Source organism: Pseudopedobacter saltans DSM 12145 (genome assembly GCF_000190735.1).
Lineage (GTDB): Bacteria > Bacteroidota > Bacteroidia > Sphingobacteriales > Sphingobacteriaceae > Pseudopedobacter > Pseudopedobacter saltans.
The window spans coordinates 1,797,788-1,821,211 of record NC_015177.1; the positions used below are offsets into that span (position 1 = coordinate 1,797,788).

Here is a 23,424-nt window from a genome sequence, read left to right on the forward strand (position 1 = left end):
AGGAATTAATTTTCTGAAACAATCATCCATGCATGTGCAACCGCCCTTGGTCTTCCATCTGATGGCCTATTTCTAACCTGTAAAATATCTGCTTCCGGATTTCGGATCATCATAGTTGCCGAACCACCTCCATCTAAATTGATAGAAGAATGCGTTCCCAACGCATAGAAAATACCTGAAAGATCTGAATAGGTTGCTCCATTGGAATTGTAGAAATTACGACCATCAACAACAATGAAATACATAATATCGTCTTCGGTATAACCTATGGCAATTCTTGGATCCAATGCTACTGCAAAACGTGAGTTGTCTACTTTCTCTCCGTTTCTGGTCAACAAGGCCCCACCTCCCGTGGCTTCCTTCAAATCGGATTTTACTGCATCATATTCATTGGCATATCCAATAATAGGTTTGCCATCTTTCTTAATCCCAATAAAACTTAAGGCTTGTTGTGGCAAACTTACAGATGGTGTAAAGTTCCCTTTAATAACCACACCATTTTTATGCAATGGACCTCTTGGTAAAAAATTGGCAATATCATAGAAGTCACCGTTTACACCACCCAAAACTTTAGTATTGGCATTTTCTATATATTTTGCCATATCGGGAACAGTTTGTCCGGTATAACCGGGAGAATCATAAGGCGTAGCTACTTTCACTTTTATACCCGGCACTTTTAAATCTACTTTAAGGATAAAAACACGGGTAGTCAGTCCATCTTTTTTGAGAAAATGAATTTCCGTTTCTTCTATTCCATTGGCTACAACAATGGTAGTATCGGTGTAAACTTCGCTTACAATACCAGATTTTTCCAACAATAGTTTACTTATCTCGGATAGGTTATTGTCTAAAACCTTTTTTGTTGCTTCTTCATCTTTACAGGCTGTTAAAAAAACAGCGTTTAATACCAATAGATAAAGCAATCTTTTCATCGTCTTTTTCATAATATTACCTGTTTTCTTAATATCCATCATTAGGTTCTAAAAGTGTATTCAGCAATAACTCTCTTGCCGGAATTGGCAATTTCGTTTGTGCAGCTCTTAAACCAATATCTTGTTGTGCTCTGCCTAATCTCACCAAATCGTACCATCTGAAACCTTCGCCTAACAGTTCTCTTCTGCGTTCCAAAAGCACTGCTTCCAGATATTGGTTATCATTGGTTACACTAATACTGCTTAATCCTCTTTTGTTTCGCAATTCGTTTAACCGGCTAATTCCTGCCATACCTTGTCCTTCTGCACTTATCAGGTACATTTCTGCCAATCGGGTAACAATGATAGGATCTGAGCCTGTTTGTCCGCTTGGGTACTTATTGATGACATCTAAACTGGAATAGGTATCTACAGAGATTGCCCTGCGTTTATCTGTAGACTCAAATAGATTCATTACCTCTGTTGTAGGCTTATAGTTGTAGCTTCCGCTAACGGGATGCGCATAAGTATAAAATAAAACACTTAGGTTAATGCTTGATTCTATCGTTTGGTTCAGGAAAGAAAAGATTACTTCTGTATTCTGTTGAGACCTGAAGATCTTCTCAAATTCATCCAGCTGGAATCTGCCGGAAGTAATAACTTCTTCAGCAAGTAAGGCTGCTTCCCTCTTTTTACCTTGAGCCAGTTTTGCTCTGGCCAATAAAGCTTTTGCTGCATCTTTAGAAACATAGTAGTAACCACCAAAAGTTGGTGCTTTATCTATAGCCAATTGCAGTTCGGTTTCTATGAAACTCCAAACTTCTGCTTCTGTATTTCTTGGAAGTTTTTGCGTAGCTGTGCTATTGATAATAGGTACTCCGCCCCATCTGGTTACCAAATTATAATAGGTGTAACCCCTAAAGAAATGTGCTATGCCTAAAATCTCTTCTCTTCTGCTTTCATTTTGCATATTGGCAGTAGAAGCAATTAAATTATTAACCTGATAAATGGCAGCATAGTAACCGTTCCATTGCGCTGCAATATTCCCATTTTCTGGTTGCAGAATATCATTTATCATTTCCAGATAACCGCCTAAACCAGAAGCACCACCTCTTACTAAATTACCGCCAATAATATCAAACATCACATAAGAAGAATTGGTTGGCGTATTTTGTACCCTATTGTAAACCCCGTTCACAAAAGCTTCTATATCTTTTTCACTTAAGCTTTCGGTTGCCACCTGCGAGTGCGGATATAAGTTAAGACTGTCTTCACATGATGAACAGATCATCAGCGCAAGCATCATATATAGTAATGAAATGTATTTTCTCATGATCTTAGAAATTTAAATTAACACCAAAGTTGATAGTTCTTGGCTGAGGCGGAAGTAAGAAATCCTCTCCCATAGTTGTTGGCGACAGACTAATATTTACTTCCGGATCCAACAAAGGATAATTGGTTAATAAGAACAGGTTATCTGCCTGTACATAAACCCTCATTTTGCTTATTCCCACTCTTTTCAATACCTGCTGTGACAAGTTATATCCCAAAGCCAAAGATCTCAATCTGATATAAGATCCATCATGCATAAAACGGGTAGAATAAGATGATGACGAGTTAACCGTGTTTCCCCAGATTGCCCTTGGGATGGTATTAGATGTCCCCGGACCTGTCCATCTACCCTGAGCTTGTGATTCTAACATAGGCCATACACCATTTCCTAAACGATATCCACCTATCCAGGTCTGATATACATCATTTCCATAGGAAAAATTCATAAATACACTCAGATCGAAATTTTTGTAGGTGAAAGTATTATTGAACCCTCCTGTAAAATCCGGATTAGCAGAACCTAAAATCTGACGGTCATTTACATCAATTTTACCATCTCTATTCACATCCTCATATTTCACATCACCAGCTCTAATTCCTAAATCGTATTGTGCTTGTGGCACTTCACTATCATCCTGATAAATTCCTAATTGCTTGTAGATATAAAAACTGCCTACTTCTTCACCAACCTTTAGTACATGGGTTCTGCCAATCAATAATGGTTCATCATCTATTAAAGAAGTCAACTTGTTTTTAATGAAAGCTATATTGAAATCAGACTTCCATAAAACCGGACCTATTTTGGTGGTTCCGTTAATAGCAAATTCCAATCCGTGGTTACGCATTGAACCTATATTACTGATGATACTGGTAAAACCAGATGTTCCTTCTATCGGTTTGCTATACAAAAGGTTGTTGGTATTCTTTACAAAGTAGTCTGCTGTGAAATTCAGCGCTCCTCTGAACAATCCTAAATCTATACCAGCATTAAACTGATTGGCTTTTTCCCATGTTAAATCACGGTTACCAAAACTGGTAATGGCTATACCGCTTTTATTATTATAGTTGTATCCACCACCAGTCAAAGCCTGATAGGCAAACGCATTGACACCTTCAATATTACCAGTTGAACCGTAACTGGCCCTTAATTTCAAATCGCTTTTAGGCATACTCCAAAAAGGTTCATTGGAAATTACCCATCCCGCAGAAGCAGCTGGGAAATAACCATATCTGTTTTCCGGAGCGAAACGAGACGAGCCATCAGATCTTAAAGAAAGATTCAGTAAATACCTGCCTTTGTAACCTAAGTTTGCTCTACCGAAGAATGACTGCATGGTTGTAGCATACAAATTAGTCATTGCTTCAGTATACTCTGCCGCTACCACGTTGACATCAAAAGATGGCGAAGGGAAATTCTGACCCTCTACACCTATTAAAGTATTGTTTACTTTTTGGAAGGAATGTCCCAATAGGAAATCCAGACTGAAATCATTAACCTGTTTTTTATAATTTGCTGTATTTTCAAAGATGATATTGGTTTGCAACTTTCTATCATCATACAGTTTTCCTACTCCTGCTCCATATGGATGGGAATTCGTATAATATACATAATCTTGTGTATGAATCAAATCCGAGCCAAAAGAGGACTTAACAGTTATATCTTTATGTAATTTAATATTGACAAATACATTGGCCAATAAACGATAATTGTCTAAATAAACCCTTTCCTCATTAACTGCCTGTATCGGATTATGATTCAACAATTCATTGGTTCCACCCACATAATAAGTTCCGTCTGGTTTGTACGGAACATCAAAAGTTCTTTGTTCCAAAGCTCTTGGAATCAGGTTTGTTCCCAAATTATAACCCGATGGAACTCTGTTATTATTAGAATAGCTAAAATTGGTATTCACCCCAAAATCTAACCATTTATTCACTTCGTTAGACAGGTTTACCTTAGCATTGTATTTTTTAAAACGGTTACCTATAAAAACGCCTTCCTGATTTAAATAACCTCCCGAAACATAGTATTTAGATTTATCAGTCCCACCTGCAATAGATACATTCAAATTACTGGCTATTGCCGTTCTGGTAATTAAATCCAACCAATCTGTCGCCGGTCTGTTTGGATATGGGTTGGCTATCGGAGAAACAAACTTTCCATCGCCCATAGTAAAACTATTTTGGATATTATAATTGTCAATAGCTTCATTAACCACTTCTACATACAAATCCGGATCAGCCATTTTTAGATTGTCCAATCTGGTTAGATTTTGAATACCAGTATAAGCGTTTACAGAAATGGTAGACTTTCCTTTAGTTCCAGACTTTGTGGTAATAATGATAACACCATTGGTAGCTCGGGATCCGTAAATAGACGCTGCTGCCGCATCTTTTAATACATCTATAGATTCAATATCATTAGGATTGAGTTCTGATAAAGCATTCATACTTTGTCCAAAATTGCCCAAATCTGCATCGGATGGTGTCACCGGAACACCATCTATTACATACAGAGGTTCATTACTTGCAGAGAGCGATCCGATCCCCCTAATGCTGACCCTATTTTTACTTCCAGGAATACCTGATGCTGCCGTAATCACCACGCCGGGAATACGCCCTTGTAACATTTGGTCTGGCCCTAAAACAGGCCGCGCATTCAATTCAGTCGCTCTAAAACTACTAATAGCACTGGTTACATCACTTCTTTTCTGCGTTCCGTAACCTATTACGGCAACTTCATTTAATATCTGCGGAGATTCTCTAAGTACAACATCAATCGCTTTCTGACTATTATACACTATTTCTTGTGTAACAAATCCCAAATAAGACAAAACAAGAGTACTGCCTGCACTGGCCGTTAAGGTAAAATTTCCGTTAGCATCTGTCTGTGTCCCTTTGCTTTCTCCTTTAATGACAACACTTACACCTGCTAAAGGATTACCATCTTTATCTACCACCTTACCACCTAAAGGCGGACTGACTTGTAAAATCACTTTTTCTTTGGGAAGAACAATTACCGTTTTACTCTCTATTGAATAACTGAAAGGCTGATTTTCGAAGCTTTTCTCCAAAACCTCTTTCAAAGATTTGTTTTTGACATCAATATTGACGCTTTTACCTTTAATTAGCAGATCATGTTTATACACAAAATCATAGCCGCTCTGCTTTTTAATTTCTTTAAATAGTTCACTAAGGCTAATATTTTTCTTCGTTAAGGTGATATTCTGCGCATTTGAAGCAAATGATAGTTGCAAAAATGCTATTACTATAAAAGCACAAGTTAACTTAACCCGCATGAGTAATCTCTTTAAGTTTTGAGAAGGATATGCTACCCTAGATTTAAGCGGTTTACCCTGCAATATAGCAAGATACAAACCGCAATCTTTTGCATAATTTTTATACATTTGTTTAGGTTCTATTTTAATACTTATTGTTCGAAGCTTTACGTATTTCATTGGAAACCAAAATTTAACGGGGACGCGCCAACGTTCCCGTTTTTTCAGCAACCTCTATAACGGTATTAATTACAGCATAACGGTTACCCTCCTTCCTTCCAGTTTAAAGTTTACACCTTGTGTCAAGGAAAGCACATGAAGCACTTCCCTAATATCTTTAGATCTGGAGATTGACCCACCAAACTTTACGTTTGCAATATCTCCCTGATAGACAACATCCACATTATACCATCTGCTTATTTCTCTCATGATCGTTTGTAACTCTGCTCCTTCGAAGGCAAAATCTCCTCTATACCAAGCAACTACCTGATCAGGATCAACCTTATCAACCTCTATATTATCATCAATAACTTTTGCCTGTTCTCCTGGTTTCAACAACTTATTAATCCCGTTGGCGGAAACTCGAACACTCCCTTCCAGGAGTGTTGTCTTCCTACTGGATTCATCTTTATAAGTATTGACATTGAATTTGGTACCAAGTACCTCTATAATTTGGTTTCCTGAAACTACACGGAAGGGCTTAGTTTTATCCGATTTCACCTCAAAATAACCTTCACCCCTCAGAACTACCCTTCTTTCATTTCCACTAAAATTTAAAGGGTATTCCAATGCTGAACTGGCATTTAACCAAACTTTTGTACCATCCGGCAAAACAACCTGATATTGTCCTCCTATAGGTGTTTCAATAGTATTGCCTTTTGTCGAATTATTCTCTCCCACAACTTCATAAATCAATTCCCCATTAGATCTTTTGGAAATCCTGAGGCCCTGTTCCTTTACCGAAGCTCCATCTTCTAAATCAGCAAGATTTATTTTCGTTCCGTTAGAAAGTGTCAACATAGCTTTGTTTCCTCCAGGTTGGATTTGACTTATAATCCGGTTCTTATCCAGACTTACATCTGTAGCGTTTTGTTGGAAAAAGTAAAAAGAAAGTCCAATTGCTATAAACAAAGACGCGGCAGCAGCAATTCTTATATAGATTTTCTTTTTTGATTTTTCTATAGGTCTCGAAGCAACAATTTGATGCCAGATATCCTTTTGTAAAGATGGCATATCCAAATCACTCACCCCCTCTTGTTTCGAATTTCCCACAATCTGCAGATACCAGGACTCTACCCATTCTTTTTCTTCTGGCGAACAGGTTCCCTGATTATATTTCTTTAAGATTTCTTTAGCTTCTTTTTTATCCATATACATTTATTACAGTTTGCATATATGATTATGACAGCTAAGTCTACTTCAGGTAGTAGATAAATTTTTATTTTTTTTAGAATTTAAACATTATGCTTAAAATAACGTATCTGTTAGATAACTGCCCCTCTTTTCGGTTTTAAAATAAATTTAAACGGGCTTCAGATAGAGATAAGTTTTAATAAAATAGACAATACAATAAATCCTCCAAGTTTAAGGCGAAGAATTTTGATGGCATTGCTCATTTGCTTTTTTACGGTTTTGTCCGAAAGGTTTAATTCTTTGGCTATTTGCCTATGGGAAAGATTTTGTTTCCTGCTCATTTCAAAAATCTGGCGCATCTTTGGCGGCAAATCAGCAATTTCCTTTTCAATCTTTTCTTTTAGTAATCTTTCTCGTAGCCTATAATCAGTAATTGCTTCAGAACTATTTATAAAAGCTGCTAAAGATTCCAGGTAATTGTTTTTCACTTTATCCTTTTCTATCAGATTTAGAACTTTATTTCTAACGGATTTATACAAATAAGCATTGATAGAAAATTGCAGATCTAATTCCCCTATTTTATCCCAGAGGCTTACAAAAACCTCCTGAACAATATCTTTTGCTAAATCTTTGTCTTTTAATAATCTATAAGCATGTCTGAATAAAATCTCCCAATACCTGTTATAAATTTCAGAAAAAGCAAAAGAATGTCCATTCTTTACCAAATCAAAGAGTTCCGCATCAGTATATAGCTTTAAATTCTTCAAGAAAGTTTGATATTAAACCTGGTTTATTCGTTAAATGTATATAATATTCTAACTAAAAACAAAATGCAAACCTGTAAGCTTTTGTATAACCGTTGCAAAAATACCTATTACCTTATAAACTAATATTAAGCTAATATTAAGCTTAAAAACCATCATCGTCGATTTGTACACCTGTAAAAGAGTGAATTTAATTAACGTCATTTTGGAGTACAAGGTGTCCATTTCTAACTAAATTCCTCTCTCATCTTCCTCAACCTTAGTGTATGATTCCTTGTGTTCCTACATTAATTACTATTGTGGGGTTACATTGCCGCTTTTTATTTCTTAAGTGTAACGCTTAAAACAATTCCTATAAAAATAGTATATGCAATCTGGTCTGCAGTTAGTATAGTTTTAATGGATCAAGCGTAAAAGTTGGGGGATGATACTTTAAGCATATATTTTAGTAAGTCTGAAAGGGAAGAACTTGACATCTCTCACTCCTCTGGAAGTAGCTCTGAAAGCTTTGACTTTAGCATTGAAAGATTCTGCCGATGCATTCGTTGATCGGTTGGTGAAGAAATTCAGGATAGATAAATAATGAGCCTGTACGGATCTGGATACTGTTCTAAAGGATTCAATACCGCAATCCTCCACATCATTGTACCATAATGCCAGATGCTTAAAGGCATGTTCCTTACTCTTGCAGGTCTTAAAGATATTCCCCAGTTTTAAGGATAGGTCATAAGCTTTCTTTAATTCGGGATACCTTGCAAATAGCAATTCCGCTCTCAGCTTCTGTGACTGGGTCCATTTTACCTGATGCTTGAACAGAAGATACCGGCTTCTGGCCAATAGCTGTTTAAGGGTATCTCCGTTGGATAGTATCTCGGGTTGAAAGACCGTTTTGGTTTTCTTTGCCTGACCGATAGCTTCATTTTCTGCATCCAATGCTTCCCATCTATACTTTATCCTACATTCCTGCACCGCATCAAATGCCAGCTTTTGTACATGGAAGCGATCAATGACACGATGTGCATTGGTGAAGCATCTTTTTATGGTCAGTTGCATATTGGCGGCCATATCCATCGTGACTTCCTGTACTCCTTTGCGAAGCTTTTCAGGTATTTTCTCCAGTACTGCGATAATATCCCCGGCTACAGTACCCTTGATCATGGCTACAATAGTACCTTTACGACCTTTGGCTTCTTTGCTGCTTACAATGGTATAGAGTTCTCCATTGGATAAAGCGGTCTCGTCTATGCTCAAGCGGGCACTTATGTTTTTGGTAAATAGCATCCACTGATCTGCATGATCTTTCTGCTGCCAGCTGCTATAATCACTGATATGCTCTTTGTTCTGTTCCTGTAGCTGTCCCCATCCACCTGAAAATAATGGCCTAAGTGATAGCAGCTGATTGGATGATTATCCAAATATTCCTTTTAAAAAAAGTCCGAATTCCGTCGTCATTCGTGTTCCTTCCTTTACCAGATTCCAGTCCCTGCTGATGATTTTACCACTGCTTTTGACCGTCCAACGCCTCCTCCTTATACAAAGAGCTACTTTTTGTCCCCGGATTGGAAAGTCCTGGGCACTGATTTCCGGAAAGAAGCCTTTAGGCTCTAAGTCCGACTTTAGATAGCCTTCAGGGACGGTATTGTTTTCTTCCAGATAGATATGGAGTCCCGATGGTCCTTTATCTACTTTGATTAATCTGAAATATTCAAGAATGCCTTCCGGCAATAAGAAACTGATTAAGGTACTGCTAACTTGATCCAAAATAAAAGTCGTTATTCATTTACAAAGTAAACAAATTACCGACATTCCCCCCAGAAATTCCGATTGATCCGTTTTAATTAGTGCAGTAGGACTGTTGTTCTTTAAGCAAACGTTAGACTTTCCTGCGGTTTTAGGAATTATATTGATTGTTGCGGTTTAATTGTAATTAATGTTTTCTCCAAATCGGTAGGTCACTAATGTCGGATACTAATTATCGAAAAAGGTTCCACATTTGAAATACCGAAACCTTTATTTAAAGCTTATTATAGAGAATTACTTTCCTATTGATTCCTCTGCCCGCTTTACTGCTAACCTTTCCTTCCAATCCATATATTTGGCGTGGAAAGTCTTTTTCATATAATCGTCAAATTTCCTTTGGATAGTCAGATTATATAAACTCCGAGCTTTAATTGTCCATGATTTATCCCAGGCCCTCAAAGAAATAGAAAAAGAACCATCAAGATATTTCATCCAATGCCACATTCCGGTAGGCATAAACAACGTCTCACCGTGTTCTAAAATTGTCTCTTGTCCCGGAAGTCCATTTAACGCCGGAAATTTATCAAAATCGGGGTTAGATATATCATAATCTTCCAAAGCATACGTTGCAAATGGAATTTTATACAGTCTTGTACTCCATTTATTATCAAACAGAATGATATGTTTTTTACCATGGAAATGAGTATGGAAAATATGAGCAAGGTCGATATCATAATGTAAAAAAGTAACAGACCCCGCTCCACCAAAAAACATATTAGGATATTTATCCAGAAAGCCTCCCATTAAATCCTTAGGAGAACGATAATCTTCCAGCAATCCGGAAGCATGCTTAATGGGATCAAATAAAAATATCCTTAAATCGGTAGGCTCTCTCCTGATCAGATCAATATAATCACCAAACTTCATCTCAGCCGCCGATGCATTGATAGGTTTAGAGGGATCCGCCTTAGAACTGTCGTATAAAGGAACCGTTATATCACCAACCGTTTCCTTAATATAATCGAAAGTCCATTTCTCCATAGCAGGCCAATTCTTAGTCATATTTTTTATAACCAGCGGCTTGCGAGGGATTAGATAGTTGTTGATAAAATCATCTTTGCTAATATCATCTACCTTTTCTATTTGCGTAAGTATTAAGCCCATGTTAATTTCCTTTTAACAGTACAAAATTATTCTTTTGAACATTTCATGGGGAATAATGTTTTTTCTTGATATAAATCTGACAGTCTTAAAACAAAAAAGGCTCATAGGCCTTTTCCGTTTCGTTTATGTTTCTTATTTAATTAAGCTGTTTATCACTGCTTTTGTCGCTACCGATGTGGCGGTATTACTTGCTGTGGTGCTCAAAGAACTTAAAAAAGAACTGTATTTACTAGCTCCCACCGAAGTTTTTACGGCCGACAAAGCTGTGTTTTTCGCAGCCGTCAATTGAGAGGCTCCTTTTGCGGTACTTGCTATTGCTTTTAATGTATTATACTTGGTAACGTAATTTGTTAAAGCGGTAGTAACCGCTTTCGTTTGAGGCCCGGTTAAATTTAAAGTGTTTAAAGTTGAGGTTATCTCCGTTACCGTATTGGCAACGTTATCAAGTCCCATTACAGAAATAGAAACTTTTTCTGCATGAAGTGAGTTGGCGAATGTTGTAGCACCAACAGTGGTGAGAGTCAAAATGGCTCCTAAAAAAATCTTTTTCATCTTTTGAAATTATAAATATCAAATGGTTATTTATGTTAATCTTGTTTTCAAACTAACAATACAATATTAGTATTTTGATTTTTCTGAAGAAATACTTCGAAAAAATTTAATATTAATAGTTAACATAAAAGCGCTAAATTACTAAAAAACCAAGTTTTGAAGTTGTAAAATCTTTTCTTCGGGTCCGATCAATTCTGCCCAAGCGTCAGCTTGATTTAACTTATTTGCGCACTCCTCTATTAACAGATAAGGTTCATCTTATTCATAAGGATATTAATATTAAATACTCTCTTCATAACCACCAAATTCTGTATTTGCTCTGTAACATGTTTTATATTTATCCATATTTTTTCTATGTTATTTCCATATTGAGTCCATGTTTTTTATAAAAAACATGGACTCAATATGGAAATATATTTATTTTTTTCTTTTAATCTTTCGAACGAAGTACCTATCAATGGTATTGCAATCTGCTGAATAGTTAAGGAGGAATGGAATTGCTATTGATAATAAAACTCAATAACCACATTAGACCTCTAGGTGTCAAGCTGAAACCTCCTACTCATGAATAAAGCATGACTAGATATTCTAATGATGCCCTACCTCCTACAAACAGAGGTAGCCTCCAGTCTTGGTACCTGATACTAGCGACTTGATACTGTACCCTCTACCTTACAATCAACTATTTCAACTGATCACCAGCAAACTAACTAAAACAATATTGATGTAAAGAAAAATAAAGCGTATTTTTGCGCAAATTTCGAAATTAATGAGTACACTTTCAGAACAGGAGATACAAAGGCGCCAGTCTCTACAAGAATTAAGAAAACTAGGAATTGACCCATATCCTGCAGAAGCGTTCGAAGTAAATGCAAACGCTTTGGATATCACTACGAACTACGAAAGAGATAAAACTTCATATAAGAATATCAGTTTAGCAGGAAGAATTATGACCCGTAGAATTATGGGGAATGCTTCTTTTGTTGAACTTCAGGATGCTACAGGTCGTATTCAAGCTTATATCAGAAGAGACGATGTTTGTCCGGGAGAAGATAAGACACTATACAATACCGTATTTAAAAAATTATTAGATATTGGTGATTACATAGGAATTAAAGGTTATGTCTTTACTACACAAACAGGCGAGATTTCTATCCATGTTACTGAATTTAAGGTATTAAGCAAATCATTAAAACCTCTGCCTATCGTTAAAAGGGATGATGACGGCAATATCTATGATGGTTTTACAGATCCGGAAATGCGTTACAGAATGCGTTATGTGGATTTGACGGTAAACCCGGAATATAAAGAAATTTTCAAAACACGTTCTAAAGTCATCAGCACCATGCGTAGTTATTTTGACGCTAATGGATGGATGGAAGTAGAAACTCCTATATTACAAGCGATACATGGTGGTGCCGCTGCAAGACCCTTTAACACATATCACAATACTTTAGATATGCCTTTGTTTTTGCGTATCGCGAATGAGCTTTATCTAAAAAGATTGATTGTTGCAGGTTTCGACGGTGTTTATGAATTTGGTAAGATGTTCCGTAATGAAGGTATGGATCGTACGCACAATCCAGAGTTCACTTCTATGGAAATCTACGTCGCGTATAAAGATTATATCTGGATGATGGGTATGGTGGAAGAATGTCTGGAAAAAGTTACTATGGCTATCCACGGAAAGACAAAAATCAAGGTTGGTAACGATGAGATTGAATTTGCTGGGCCTTATGAAAAACTTTCTATGTATGATTCCATTAAGAAATATACCGGAATTGACGTTTCTAAAATGGACGAGGGCGAATTAATAGCTACTTGTAATAATTTAGGTATCGAAGTTGACGCTTCCATGGGTAAAGGCAAATTGGTTGACGCTATCTTTGGAGACAAAGTTGAACACAATCTGATTCAACCCACTTTCATTACAGATTATCCGATAGAAATGACTCCTCTTGCTAAAAAGCACCGTACTGAAGATGGTTTGGTAGAGCGTTTCGAATTATTTGTTCAGGGAAAAGAAATAGCCAACGCTTACTCGGAACTGAATGACGCTATTGATCAAAAAGAAAGATTTGAGGAACAGTTGAAGTTAGCTGCCCGTGGTGATGATGAAGCCATGGTTATGGATGATGACTTTGTAAGATCATTGGAATATGGTATGCCTCCAACTGCTGGTTTGGGTATTGGTATAGACAGATTAGTGATGTTGATGACTAACCAATCATCTATTCAGGAAGTATTGTTTTTCCCTCAGATGCGTCCTGAGAAAAAAGCGAAAGTAACAACTGATGATGATTTTGTAGAACAAGGTATCCCTGCTGAATGGGTACAGGTTATCCGCAAAATGAATATCAATACTATTGATGAATTAAAAGCTGCCAATCCAAACAAAGTTTTCAATGATTTAGGCGGAATGCGTAAGAAATTGAAGCTGGATTTATCTATGCCACAAAAAGAAGAAGTAATGAAATGGTTCGAATAGGCTTTCAGAGCAGTTCTTAACATTAAATTCATATTCATATAACACAAATTTAAAGCTTGCTTAACATAGACTTAAGCAAGCTTTTTTATTATTGTATAAATAAAATTGAAAAGAATATGAGTACACTAATTTTTGGAGATAATGATTATCTCAACATTAACAAAGACAACTTCTTAGATTTCCCTTTATTAGCGGCATTTCTATCATCTAAAAGAGACAATACTTTAAACTCAGATGAAGAGAACAGCATAGAAAGAGAAAAATTTAATGAAGAGCCAAGGGTTGATTTACTTTCTGAAAAGTAACCAACCTAACCTACCCCTATCTTACTTAAAAGCAAACATTATTATCTAAAAATGACTCTCGCCCGGAGAGAATTGCTTTGCTTTTTGTTTATAAAAATCCTTTCCTTTTAGTCTTCAAACACATAAATTAAAAATTCTTAAAAAAAGAATTTTGGACTTTCTTTTGTTCATGTTATATGAAATTAATTAATTACTTTCGCCGCTAGTCTTGGAAACTGTTCTTTGGTTTTTAATTATTTGTCGTTAACCTTTCAACAATTCGAGTATGAAAAATTTTCAAGAATTGCACCCTGCCGATATAGCAGAACAAATTACTGCACTAAAGCCTGCGGAAAGAAGTCTTGCTTTTTTTATGCTGCCGGGGAGAAAGAAGGCCCAAACCTTTTCTTATCTTGATTTTGACATACAGGAGAATATCATCAGATCTTTGGGAGACAAAGAGTTATCAGACGTACTTAATAATCTGGAACCAGATGACAGAACTTTATTACTAGAAAATTTTCCCGATTCTATTATTAAAAGATTTATAAATCTGCTAAACGAAGAGGAAAAAGGAATTGCACTTAATTTAGTTGGCTATCCCGTAGACTGTATTGCCCGCTTAATGACTCCAAACTACGTTCAGGCCAGAGCAAATTGGACAGTCAGTAAAGTCTTCGATCATATTAAACGCTTTGGAAAAAAGGCTGAAACATTAAACTTCATCTATATTGTTGATGAAGAGAATATCCTTATTGACGATTTAAGAATTGGCCAGCTCCTCATGGCTGAACCGGACACCAAACTGCAGGACTTGATGGATAGAAACTTTATATCCATAAAAAGCACCACAAACATGGAGGCCGCATTTGACATCTTTGAGAAATATGATAGAAGTGCTTTGCCCATCGTTTCTGAAAGCGGTGTACTTATAGGGATTGTTACTTTTGATGACATTCTTGACAGGATTAAAGACAGAGATACCGAGGATATTCAGAAATTCGGGGGATTGGAAGAACTGGATCTTTCTTACACTAAAACCTCAATGATAGAATTGGTGAGAAAAAGAGCCGGATGGTTAATTATTCTATTCCTGAGTGAAATGTTCACCGCATCGGCGATGGCTCATTTTGATGCTGAAATTGAAAAAGCAGTGGTTCTTGCTCTTTTCGTTCCCTTAATTATCTCCAGTGGCGGTAATTCCGGCTCGCAAGCTGCTTCTTTGATTATTAGGGCAATGGCGCTGGGCGAATTAAAGCTAAGAAACTGGTGGTACGTAATGAAAAAAGAGATTCTTTCAGGACTTATATTAGGTGCAATTTTAGGTCTTATCGGTTTTCTAAGAATATTTATCTGGCAGGAAGCAGGTATATATGATTATGGTATCCACTGGTTTTGGGTAGCTTTAAGTGTTTCGGTTTCATTAGTGTTTATTGTGTTATGGGGTTCGCTTTCAGGTTCGCTTATCCCTTTCATTTTAAGAAAGTCAGGTTTGGATCCGGCAACGGCTTCTGCTCCTTTTGTAGCCACGCTTGTAGATGTTACCGGACTAATTATATATTTTTCAATAGCAGCGTTTTTCTTGACTGGTAGGTTGTTGTAAGTTATCTGCTTAAGCAGAACAGACTTTATCCTGTTTTAATTTCTCCTCACAAGGCTTTCCAAATCTTATAATGCCGAGTGCGTGCTATCAAGGGAATTATAAACTTGCAATGTCCTTTGTAAAAATGGTTGCACTTGGAAACGGATTGCACAACCGAGCCTCTTTTCTTTGCTCAATTGGATAGCTTTTTTTCAAAAAGCAGGGTAGCAAAGGAAGTTGGTGCGATGTCATTTTTCCCTGAGCGTAAGGCCAGAGCTAAAGCCATAAAAAGAAAATATCTTTTTGGTTCTTTTACCGAAAAAAGATTAGTAAAAAGCAAAAATAAGCAAAACGGTTAAAACCTTTGCTATACAAGGCTTTATAAAAAGAGTAGTCTTAGTTCGGAAGTCGGTGTCTGATAGGTTTTGGGCTTAAATTGACAAGGTTAGGTTACTAATTCGTTACCGATTGACAAAGGTAACAGTATAACTTAACTGATTATATTTCAGTCTTTTGCACCCTTTTCTACATTCCCTTGTAACTCAATGTAATTTAATTTTAAACGTTAAACATTTGAGTTATGGAACAGGCAAAAAAATCGACGTTCAAACTGCTTTTCTATTTGAAAAAGAACGAACTGAAAAAGAACGGTAATGCCCCGATTATGGCACGTATTACCATTGACGGAACCCCTAAGACTTTCGGAACAAAGTTAGAAATTGACCCCAATAATTGGGATTTGAAACACGGAAGAGTTCAGGGCAAAAGTGCGCAGGCATTAAGCATCAATAAAAAACTGGATAATATACGTGGGCGTATCGACAAGATTTATGAAGATATGCTGAAGCACGAGGGCTTTGCGACCGCCCAAAAAGTAAAGCTATCATTTTTGGGTGTCGGCGTAATGGATGATGCTATCCTAAAAGTTTTCAACGACCAAAATGAGGATTTTAAAAAATTGGTCGAAAAGGAAGAACGCTCACAAAGTACCTACAACAAGTATATCACAGTTTACAATCATCTTACCACATTTATAAAGGAACGCTATCATCGTGATGATATGGCTTTTCGGGAATTGACTTCCGATTTTATCCGCGAGTTTGATTTTTACCTCCGGTACGATTTACAGTCTTCGCATAATACGGTTTGGGTTTACACAATGCCAGTATTAAGCCTTGCGGAGTTGGCAATCAAAAAAGGTTTGATACGTGATAATCCTTTTCAGGATTACGAAATCAATATGGAAGAAACCGACCGGGGTTATATCCTTAAAGAAGATGTAGAAAAGCTGATGATGTGCGTACCACCGCACCCACGGTATGAATTGGTAAAAGACTTGTTTATTTTCAGTTGCTTTACCGGACTTGCTTACGCTGATATTAAGAAACTGACAAGGAACAATATTCAATCATTCTTTGACGGTCATCAATGGATTATCAGCAGGAGAAAGAAATCAGATATTGCTTCTAATGTTCGGTTAATGGAAATCCCTAAACGTATCATCGAGAAATATCAGGGTACTACACGGAATGAATTTATATTTCCAGTTCCGACCAATGCAACCTGCAATACTCACATAGGTAAATTGGTTGAAAAGGCTGAAATTATTACAGAGCAAAAAGTAACCTTTCACACTGCAAGGCACACTTTCGGAACAATGTTTTTGACCGAGGGCGTACCGCTTGAAAGCCTTAGCAAAATGATGGGGCATAAAAACATTTCCACCACACAGATTTACGCTAAAATCACAAGCCAAAAAATCAGTAAGGATATGGATTTGGTTACGCCGAAATTCAAAGCTATGGAAGAAGCGTTTATGATGGCAATCTAATTAGCATTTATCTAATCATAATGAGCAGAACCGTTAAGTTCTGCTTTTTTTATACCTCTACTTTTTTAGGCAAAGCACATTTACCTACACTACACAATCCAACGCTGTAAAAGAGCTTTTGCCTACTTCCAAAATAGAAAATTGAAAAACGAAATCCTTATCTATCTCCTTGCTATTCCGTTTTTCAAATCTCTATTACAGGCTATCATAGCCTGGTCATTAATGCCATAAAAATTTAGAACAGAATATTTCCACAATCAACCGGTAAAAAGGCAGCTAAGTTATAGCGGGCAGCCATCGCACACACCCACCAATAAAAAAAACGAATGAACGGTTTCCCCCTAAAGGAACCCCCATTAAATCATTTTTTTTCTTGGTCATCGCTGTTGCCCGCTTGGATTATCTGCTTTCTTTTTTCCGGTTTTTCTTTTGGAAAAATTTATGCGAAGCGGAGCAAACCACAACGGGAAGCGGGAAACGAGAAAAGCGAGTGAGTAAATAACATTTTTTCTAACATCAAAATTTTAGCATTATGGCACACAACATCAATTTCAACGAGCAAACAGGACGTCATTCATTTTTCAGCGTTCAACAAAAAGCGTGGCACGGTTTGGGGCAAATCGTAGAGCAGTACCCAACAAGCGAGGAAGCAATCGTACACGCAGGTTTAGATTACGAGGTTATCAAATCCCCACTGTTTACACAGGGCAGAACAATGAGCATAGGCGACAGCGGAGAGCTGATTGAAGCAAACGACATCTTAGTACCTAACAGTTTCGCCACACTCCGCACCGACACTAATACACCGTTGGGCGTAGTAGGCAAAGACTACCATATCGTACAAAACCGTGAGGCATTTAATTTCTTTGATGCTATTGTAGGCAGAGGCGAGGGAATACTGTACGAAACCGCAGGAGCATTGGGCAACGGGGAACGCATTTTTATCACTGCCAAGCTGCCCGACTATATCCGAGTAGGTAACGGCGACGATGTTACAGAAAAGTATATCTTCTTAACCACGAGCCACGACGGTAGCGGAAGTATTACCGCAGCGTTTACCCCTATCCGTATCGTATGCCAAAACACCCTTAACGCTTCATTGCGGAGTATGACCAACGTTGTGCGTATCAAACACACGTCAGGAGCAAAACAACGCCTTGAAAACGCTCACAAGGTTATGGGGCTTGCCAACACTCTAAGCGCACAGTTAGAGAACATTTTTAATGACTGGGCTAAAGTAAGGGTAACAGACCGAGAAGTAAGAAAGCTAATCCAGTTGGCACTTTGCCCGAACAAAGAAACGCTTAACCTGCTCAAAAAAGGTGCTGAAGATGAAGTTTCCACCGTGTTTAAAAACACCGTAGATGATGCCTTCCAATACGCTATGATAAGCGACACGCAACAAATGGCAACTACCAAAGGCACATTATTCGGGGCTTACAATGCCGTTACAGGCTACTTTCAGAATGTACGCAATTACAGGGATGGCGAAGCCAAACTACAATCTATTGTAATGGGCGGTACAGCACAGCTAAAGACCCAAAAAGCCTTTGAACTGTGTACAGACTTTGCCTATTCAGGAGCAGAGATTTTCAACTTCAATTAATCATTAAAGGCGACTGCCTGCAAAGGTGGTCGCCTACTAAAAACAAAAGATATGAAAGCATTAGATAAAATGGATAACCTCGATAAAGCGGGTTTGTTGTGCAAACTGTTTCCCGCAGAACTGGAGAACCTGCAAAACGCAATAAAAAAGCAATGTGACTACTTTCTACAAAATGAAACTACCTTTCGTGAGGGTTGGTATCAAAAAGGATTTTTTACCGCTGAATTTTGGTACAGGCTTGTAGAGAATGTACAAAAGGGGATAGACAAAAGCGTCCCACTTTGGAAACGCCCACACTGGTTTACAGACCATTTCTTTGACGGACACCATTCAATTTTCGCTATTCACTGCCTTATCGAATATGCAGACGACACGCTATGCAACCCGCAGTTAAAACAGGCGATACACCAGCTTTTCGGGAATGATAAATTTTTACAGATAACCTTAAACGATAAATAATTATGGCTAATTGGTGCAACAATACGATTGTTTTTGAGGGAACAGACGAAGCAATCGAACAAATAACACAGCTATTCAAAACAATGGCTGAAAGAGAACAGAAAGAAAATTGCGGGCAACTGCCCGAATTTGTACAGGACACGAACGGAGATTATTTCTACAATATTAGTCAGGACAATGAAAGTTTTGGTGTATTCCAGTATGAAACAAAATGGTCGCCAAATACGGAAGCCGTTAAGCAGATAGCCGAACATTTTAAAGTCAATTTCACACAGGACTATGAGGAATTAGGATGCTTAGTATATGGTCAGGCAATATTAGACGATGGCACACTAACAAACACCTGCTTAGATAGCCAGAACTTTGACAGCTACGAATTAGACAAGGAAACAGACACCTACCATTTTGAGGGAACGGAGTATGACAGCGAGTGGGATATACTCGAAACCTTATTAGAGCGTAAAATCGAAAGTCATTTTAATAGTAGTAAAGTTTAGAACACCGCCTGACCAAAAAAGTCGGGCGGCAAAAAGACAGATCCTCCCGATGGTCAGGCAATCTTTTTGCTTAAATTGGTGCAATCCCCTTTAGCAAAATGTACCCTTACACAAATCCTTTCTTTCCCATTTTACCAAAAAGGTTGCGGCGTTATTGAGTGGGATATTCATTATCCCACTGATTAGTTTTTGATAATAGCTTCTTTGAAAGTAATTGATTTTTGACTTCACAAATGCGAGTTCAGCGTCCTTTTAAATTTACTAAATTTGTTATATAGCGAAAAATCGCGAATTTATATATGGGAGGAGTTAAACAGAGATGGCTTGAATTAGAAAGTAGACATTTAAGCAGCATTCCGGATAAGAATATTTGTATCAAGCACATTGACGATAAAAGCATCAAGAATTTCATTAAATATAATTACAACGATGGTTATTGTGATTATTGCGCTAAGGAACTAAAAGTAGTTCCTCTTGAAGATTTAATGGAATTTATTATGGATGGCATTTCAAATTTCTATGAAGATGCCGCCAATTTTATGAGTTACAATTCAAGAGAGGGAGGTTATCTTGGAGAAATCTATACCCCTGACGAACTTATACAAGAACACATAGAGTTGAATGCTGAACCTTTTGAGGTTATTGAAGATATTGTTAACTCAATTGAAGATATTGCTTGGGCTCAACCTGACCTGTATTACGACAATATTAAAGATGATTTAGAGTTTCAGTGGAATTACTTTAAAGAAATCATCAAACATAAATCCCGCTACCTTTTTTCATCAGCAGACAGCAACCTTCCTAAAGCCTTGCAAATACTACAAGAGGTTGGCAAACTTATATCAAAATTAAATATAATCAGGATTATCCCGGCAGGAACAAAACTTTATCGTTGTAGACAACACGACTTCAAAGCAAAAATTACAAATTTTAACGAAATCACTGCTCCCCCTAACAAAAAAGCAATTTATCCAAATCGGTTTAGCCCTTCAGGAATATCAATGTTTTATTCCGCTTTTGATGATGATGCAGCAATTTTAGAAACAATAAGCAGGACGGATAAATACAAAAGGTATGTAACGATTGCGGAATTTGAAACCTTAGAAAATCAGGTTGTTGTTGATTTTAATAAGCTCCCAAAAATTCCAAGTATTTTCGGCATTAAGGACAAGAAACGATATTACCTTATTTTATTTCTATACTCATTTGTAAGAGATATAACGCAGCAAATTATTAAGGATGGTAAAGAACATACCGAATACGTTCCAACTCAAGTTGTGACTGAATTTTTAAGGTATCCATTCAATAAAAATAGGAAGAATAAAATATCGGGAATTATTTATCCCTCATCGCAAAATAGAAATCATCAATCGGCAGTGTTTTTTTGGGATGACGAACTAAGTAGAGAAAAAGTAAAATTAAACACCTTAAAAAGAAAGAAAATTATTTAATGAAAATTGACAGTGAACATATTGTAAAGCAATCTGAAGAGTTTGCATTGAATATAGCCAAGCAAATTTCAAAAATAACAGTTAGACCGTTCTGTGAAATTTCCTTTCATTCATCGGAATACAGAGATAGGGAAACGCTCTCAAATTATCTGCATAAAATTCCTAAAAGCGACAACCCACTCATTTATGTTATTCAGATTAAATCCCCGAAAATTTTAAGCACGCTGATTGAATATTTTGAAGATTATCAATCAGCAAATAAGCTAAAAGTAAAGAATAAAGACCGTGTTAACCTTTCCCGGTACAACAAGGCTTCATCAGATATATTATATGTTGGAAGCTCAACGACTGATTTCAAGACAAGAATTAAGAACCATCTTGGCACAGAAGGAAATCGGGTTTATAGTTTGCATTTATGCAAGTGGGACAATTGTTTAGAATACGATTTGGATATTTTTGCATACGAAGTCATTTCAGAAAGCAATAAAATTATTGAACGTTTCATTGTCGAAATTCTTGAACAGCAGTTTTGGGATAAGCTAAGTCCGATATTTGGAAAACGAAGTGGTTTATAACCCAAAAAATAGATTAAACAACTAAATTAATGAAAACATTATACATTATTGGTAATGGATTTGACCTCCATCATAAATTAGACACAAGGTATCAAAGTTTTGCAAACTACTTGGCTGAAAATAACAGTGAAGTTTATGAACTCTTATTAAATTATTATGGACTTCCTGACATTACAAATCCTGAATTGACAGATGAAGAGTATGCGTTATGGTCAAGATTTGAGCAAGCCTTAGCTGACTTGGATTATTTATCGGTATTGGACGATAATTCCGACTTAATTGCTCGCCCTGGTGCTGAAGATTTTCGAGATAGAGATTGGCATAGTTATCAGATAGAGATGGAAGAAATCATTAAGGATTTAACGACCACTCTAATTAGCGACTTTAATAAGTTTATTCTTGAAGTCAAATACGAAAGCATTTCTGATGATGTGGTAATTGACTTAGAAAATGATAGCCATTTTTTAAATTTCAATTATACTAAGACACTACAGGAAAGCTATGGCATTCCCGAAGAACGAATAACTTATATTCATAACAGAGCAGATATAGATAATTGTACTCTTATTTTAGGACACGGAACTGACCCTGCAAATTTTGATGAGAAAGAAGAAGAACCACCACAAGGATTAAGCGAAGAAGAATTATACGAATGGCGTGAACAAAAGGCTGATGAATATGACTATTCTTATGAAAGTGCCAAACAAGAAATACTATCTTATTATACAAAGGCATTTAAAAATACAGCTTCTATTATAGAAAACAATATCGTTTTATTTAACAATCTTACAGAAGTTGAAAAAGTTATTGTATTAGGGCATTCAATCTCAGAAGTGGATTTAAAATATTTTGAGGTATTAAAAGCCAAACTAAATGAAAATGTAATTTGGAGTGTTTCGTATTACAGTGAACTTGAAAAGCAAGCCCACAAAGAAACACTATTACAACTTGGGATAAAAGACAGCAATATTGTTCAACTAAAAATTCCAGATTTAAAAAAGCAGATTTAGTTATCAGTAAAATATTCCTGTGCAATTTTCGCTATTCCCACGCTAAAATATCTTCCGCTATTTGTAACAACATCAATGGCTTTTTTAAAATCGTCTGTATCGCTACCAATTAGCAAATAGCCTTCAAAACCAATATTTAAAAGAGTTTTTACAGATTGTTCACTGTCCTTTTCACTGAATGCAATTAGTTTCACGCTTGGGTATTTTTTGCGTAGTTTCCGAAGCTCTGTTAATACATTACTGTCATAAAAATCGAGGTCAATAATACAAACTTGGGGAAGTGATTTCAATGCAGATAATTGAGTTATTCCGTCCTCAATATGTTCCGAACGGTATAGTATCTCAAATCCTAAATTCGTAAGGTCATCGCATACAATATCTGCAATCGGGTTTTTATCATTGATAAAACCAAGGGTAATTTTTTTTTGTGCTGTACCAGTTTCCATATCGTATTCTTTTTTGTGTTGATGTAGACCTGCACAAAAAAGAAGCGCAGGCAACTACACTTACTGGCATTAAGGCACTGGTACGCCTGACCCCCAAATAA

The 23,424-nt window shown here is 36.8% G+C and carries 21 protein-coding genes and 1 pseudogene; 12 read left to right on the forward strand and 10 right to left on the reverse strand.

Annotation, left to right across the window (positions count from 1 at the left end; translation table 11 throughout):
* Nucleotides 1-5 precede the first annotated feature (5 nt).
* From PEDSA_RS07625 to PEDSA_RS07645, 5 genes are all read right to left on the reverse strand, one after another.
* Entirely contained in the window at nucleotides 6-974 is a 969-nt protein-coding gene (locus tag PEDSA_RS07625) for a phosphodiester glycosidase family protein (RefSeq protein ID WP_148233516.1), read from the reverse strand.
* The gene (locus PEDSA_RS07630) at nucleotides 961-2,244 is read right to left on the reverse strand and encodes a RagB/SusD family nutrient uptake outer membrane protein (protein WP_013632587.1); all 1,284 of its coding nucleotides are present in this window, start codon (nucleotides 2,242-2,244) and stop codon (nucleotides 961-963) included. Before PEDSA_RS07630 ends, PEDSA_RS07625 begins: the two co-directional genes overlap by 14 nt.
* 4 nt (nucleotides 2,245-2,248) lie before the next feature.
* Nucleotides 2,249-5,701: a TonB-dependent receptor gene (locus PEDSA_RS07635; RefSeq protein WP_148233517.1), complete on the reverse strand. Its 3,453-nt coding sequence runs from the start codon at nucleotides 5,699-5,701 to the stop codon at nucleotides 2,249-2,251.
* 69 nt (nucleotides 5,702-5,770) lie between these two features.
* Complete coding sequence (locus tag PEDSA_RS07640; RefSeq protein ID WP_013632589.1) at nucleotides 5,771-6,892, reverse strand: FecR family protein; 1,122 nt, start codon at nucleotides 6,890-6,892, stop codon at nucleotides 5,771-5,773.
* A 161-nt stretch (nucleotides 6,893-7,053) separates the two neighbouring features.
* Nucleotides 7,054-7,641: an RNA polymerase sigma factor gene (locus PEDSA_RS07645; RefSeq protein WP_013632590.1), complete on the reverse strand. Its 588-nt coding sequence runs from the start codon at nucleotides 7,639-7,641 to the stop codon at nucleotides 7,054-7,056.
* A gap of 300 nt (nucleotides 7,642-7,941) precedes the next feature.
* Between PEDSA_RS07645 and PEDSA_RS19835 the strand changes: the two are divergent.
* Nucleotides 7,942-8,040 (forward strand): annotated as a pseudogene (locus tag PEDSA_RS19835) (SMR family transporter); the annotation flags it as partial.
* A 30-nt stretch (nucleotides 8,041-8,070) separates the two neighbouring features.
* On the opposite strand, the gene PEDSA_RS07650 reads toward PEDSA_RS19835, so the two are convergent.
* The 4 genes from PEDSA_RS07650 to PEDSA_RS07665 form a co-directional block, all read right to left on the reverse strand.
* A complete protein-coding gene (locus PEDSA_RS07650; RefSeq protein WP_052305777.1) occupies nucleotides 8,071-9,033 on the reverse strand; it encodes an ISAon1 family transposase in 963 nt (320 codons plus the stop codon).
* A gap of 12 nt (nucleotides 9,034-9,045) precedes the next feature.
* The gene (locus PEDSA_RS07655; RefSeq protein WP_174262587.1) at nucleotides 9,046-9,399 is read right to left on the reverse strand and encodes an ISAon1 family transposase N-terminal region protein; all 354 of its coding nucleotides are present in this window, start codon (nucleotides 9,397-9,399) and stop codon (nucleotides 9,046-9,048) included.
* A 273-nt stretch (nucleotides 9,400-9,672) separates the two neighbouring features.
* Complete coding sequence (locus PEDSA_RS07660) at nucleotides 9,673-10,542, reverse strand: cupin-like domain-containing protein (RefSeq protein WP_013632591.1); 870 nt, start codon at nucleotides 10,540-10,542, stop codon at nucleotides 9,673-9,675.
* Between the two features lie 132 nt (nucleotides 10,543-10,674).
* Nucleotides 10,675-11,094 (reverse strand): hypothetical protein, encoded by a 420-nt coding sequence (locus PEDSA_RS07665; protein WP_013632592.1) that lies wholly within the window; start codon nucleotides 11,092-11,094, stop codon nucleotides 10,675-10,677.
* 769 nt (nucleotides 11,095-11,863) lie between these two features.
* Between PEDSA_RS07665 and lysS the strand changes: the two genes are divergently transcribed.
* From lysS to PEDSA_RS07720, 11 genes are all read left to right on the forward strand, one after another.
* A complete protein-coding gene (gene lysS / locus PEDSA_RS07670; protein ID WP_013632593.1) occupies nucleotides 11,864-13,582 on the forward strand; it encodes a lysine--tRNA ligase in 1,719 nt (572 codons plus the stop codon).
* A gap of 116 nt (nucleotides 13,583-13,698) precedes the next feature.
* Nucleotides 13,699-13,887: a hypothetical protein gene (locus PEDSA_RS07675; RefSeq protein WP_013632594.1), complete on the forward strand. Its 189-nt coding sequence runs from the start codon at nucleotides 13,699-13,701 to the stop codon at nucleotides 13,885-13,887.
* Between the two features lie 265 nt (nucleotides 13,888-14,152).
* Nucleotides 14,153-15,469: a magnesium transporter gene (gene mgtE, locus PEDSA_RS07680; protein WP_013632595.1), complete on the forward strand. Its 1,317-nt coding sequence runs from the start codon at nucleotides 14,153-14,155 to the stop codon at nucleotides 15,467-15,469.
* A gap of 134 nt (nucleotides 15,470-15,603) precedes the next feature.
* Nucleotides 15,604-15,807 (forward strand): hypothetical protein, encoded by a 204-nt coding sequence (locus PEDSA_RS07685; RefSeq protein ID WP_041537009.1) that lies wholly within the window; start codon nucleotides 15,604-15,606, stop codon nucleotides 15,805-15,807.
* Nucleotides 15,808-16,028: 221 nt separating this feature from the next.
* The gene (locus PEDSA_RS07690; RefSeq protein ID WP_013632596.1) at nucleotides 16,029-17,279 is read left to right on the forward strand and encodes a site-specific integrase; all 1,251 of its coding nucleotides are present in this window, start codon (nucleotides 16,029-16,031) and stop codon (nucleotides 17,277-17,279) included.
* 532 nt (nucleotides 17,280-17,811) lie between these two features.
* Nucleotides 17,812-18,885, forward strand: coding sequence for a DUF932 domain-containing protein (locus tag PEDSA_RS07695; RefSeq protein WP_013632597.1), 1,074 nt, complete (start codon nucleotides 17,812-17,814; stop codon nucleotides 18,883-18,885).
* A 51-nt stretch (nucleotides 18,886-18,936) separates the two neighbouring features.
* Nucleotides 18,937-19,344, forward strand: coding sequence for a hypothetical protein (locus PEDSA_RS07700; RefSeq protein WP_013632598.1), 408 nt, complete (start codon nucleotides 18,937-18,939; stop codon nucleotides 19,342-19,344).
* A 2-nt stretch (nucleotides 19,345-19,346) separates the two neighbouring features.
* Nucleotides 19,347-19,841, forward strand: coding sequence for a DUF1281 family ferredoxin-like fold protein (locus PEDSA_RS07705; protein ID WP_013632599.1), 495 nt, complete (start codon nucleotides 19,347-19,349; stop codon nucleotides 19,839-19,841).
* Between the two features lie 299 nt (nucleotides 19,842-20,140).
* A complete protein-coding gene (locus PEDSA_RS07710; protein ID WP_013632600.1) occupies nucleotides 20,141-21,292 on the forward strand; it encodes a HEPN-associated N-terminal domain-containing protein in 1,152 nt (383 codons plus the stop codon).
* Nucleotides 21,292-21,867 carry a hypothetical protein gene (locus PEDSA_RS07715; protein ID WP_013632601.1) on the forward strand — a complete coding sequence of 192 codons (576 nt, stop codon included), beginning with the start codon at nucleotides 21,292-21,294 and terminating at the stop codon, nucleotides 21,865-21,867. Before PEDSA_RS07710 ends, PEDSA_RS07715 begins: the two co-directional genes overlap by 1 nt.
* A gap of 29 nt (nucleotides 21,868-21,896) precedes the next feature.
* Complete coding sequence (locus tag PEDSA_RS07720; protein ID WP_013632602.1) at nucleotides 21,897-22,877, forward strand: bacteriophage abortive infection AbiH family protein; 981 nt, start codon at nucleotides 21,897-21,899, stop codon at nucleotides 22,875-22,877.
* Here PEDSA_RS07720 and PEDSA_RS07725 read toward each other — a convergent pair.
* Nucleotides 22,874-23,323 carry a response regulator gene (locus tag PEDSA_RS07725; protein ID WP_013632603.1) on the reverse strand — a complete coding sequence of 150 codons (450 nt, stop codon included), beginning with the start codon at nucleotides 23,321-23,323 and terminating at the stop codon, nucleotides 22,874-22,876. The two genes, PEDSA_RS07720 and PEDSA_RS07725, sit on opposite strands and share 4 nt — an antisense overlap.
* Between the last annotated feature and the right edge of the window lie 101 nt (nucleotides 23,324-23,424).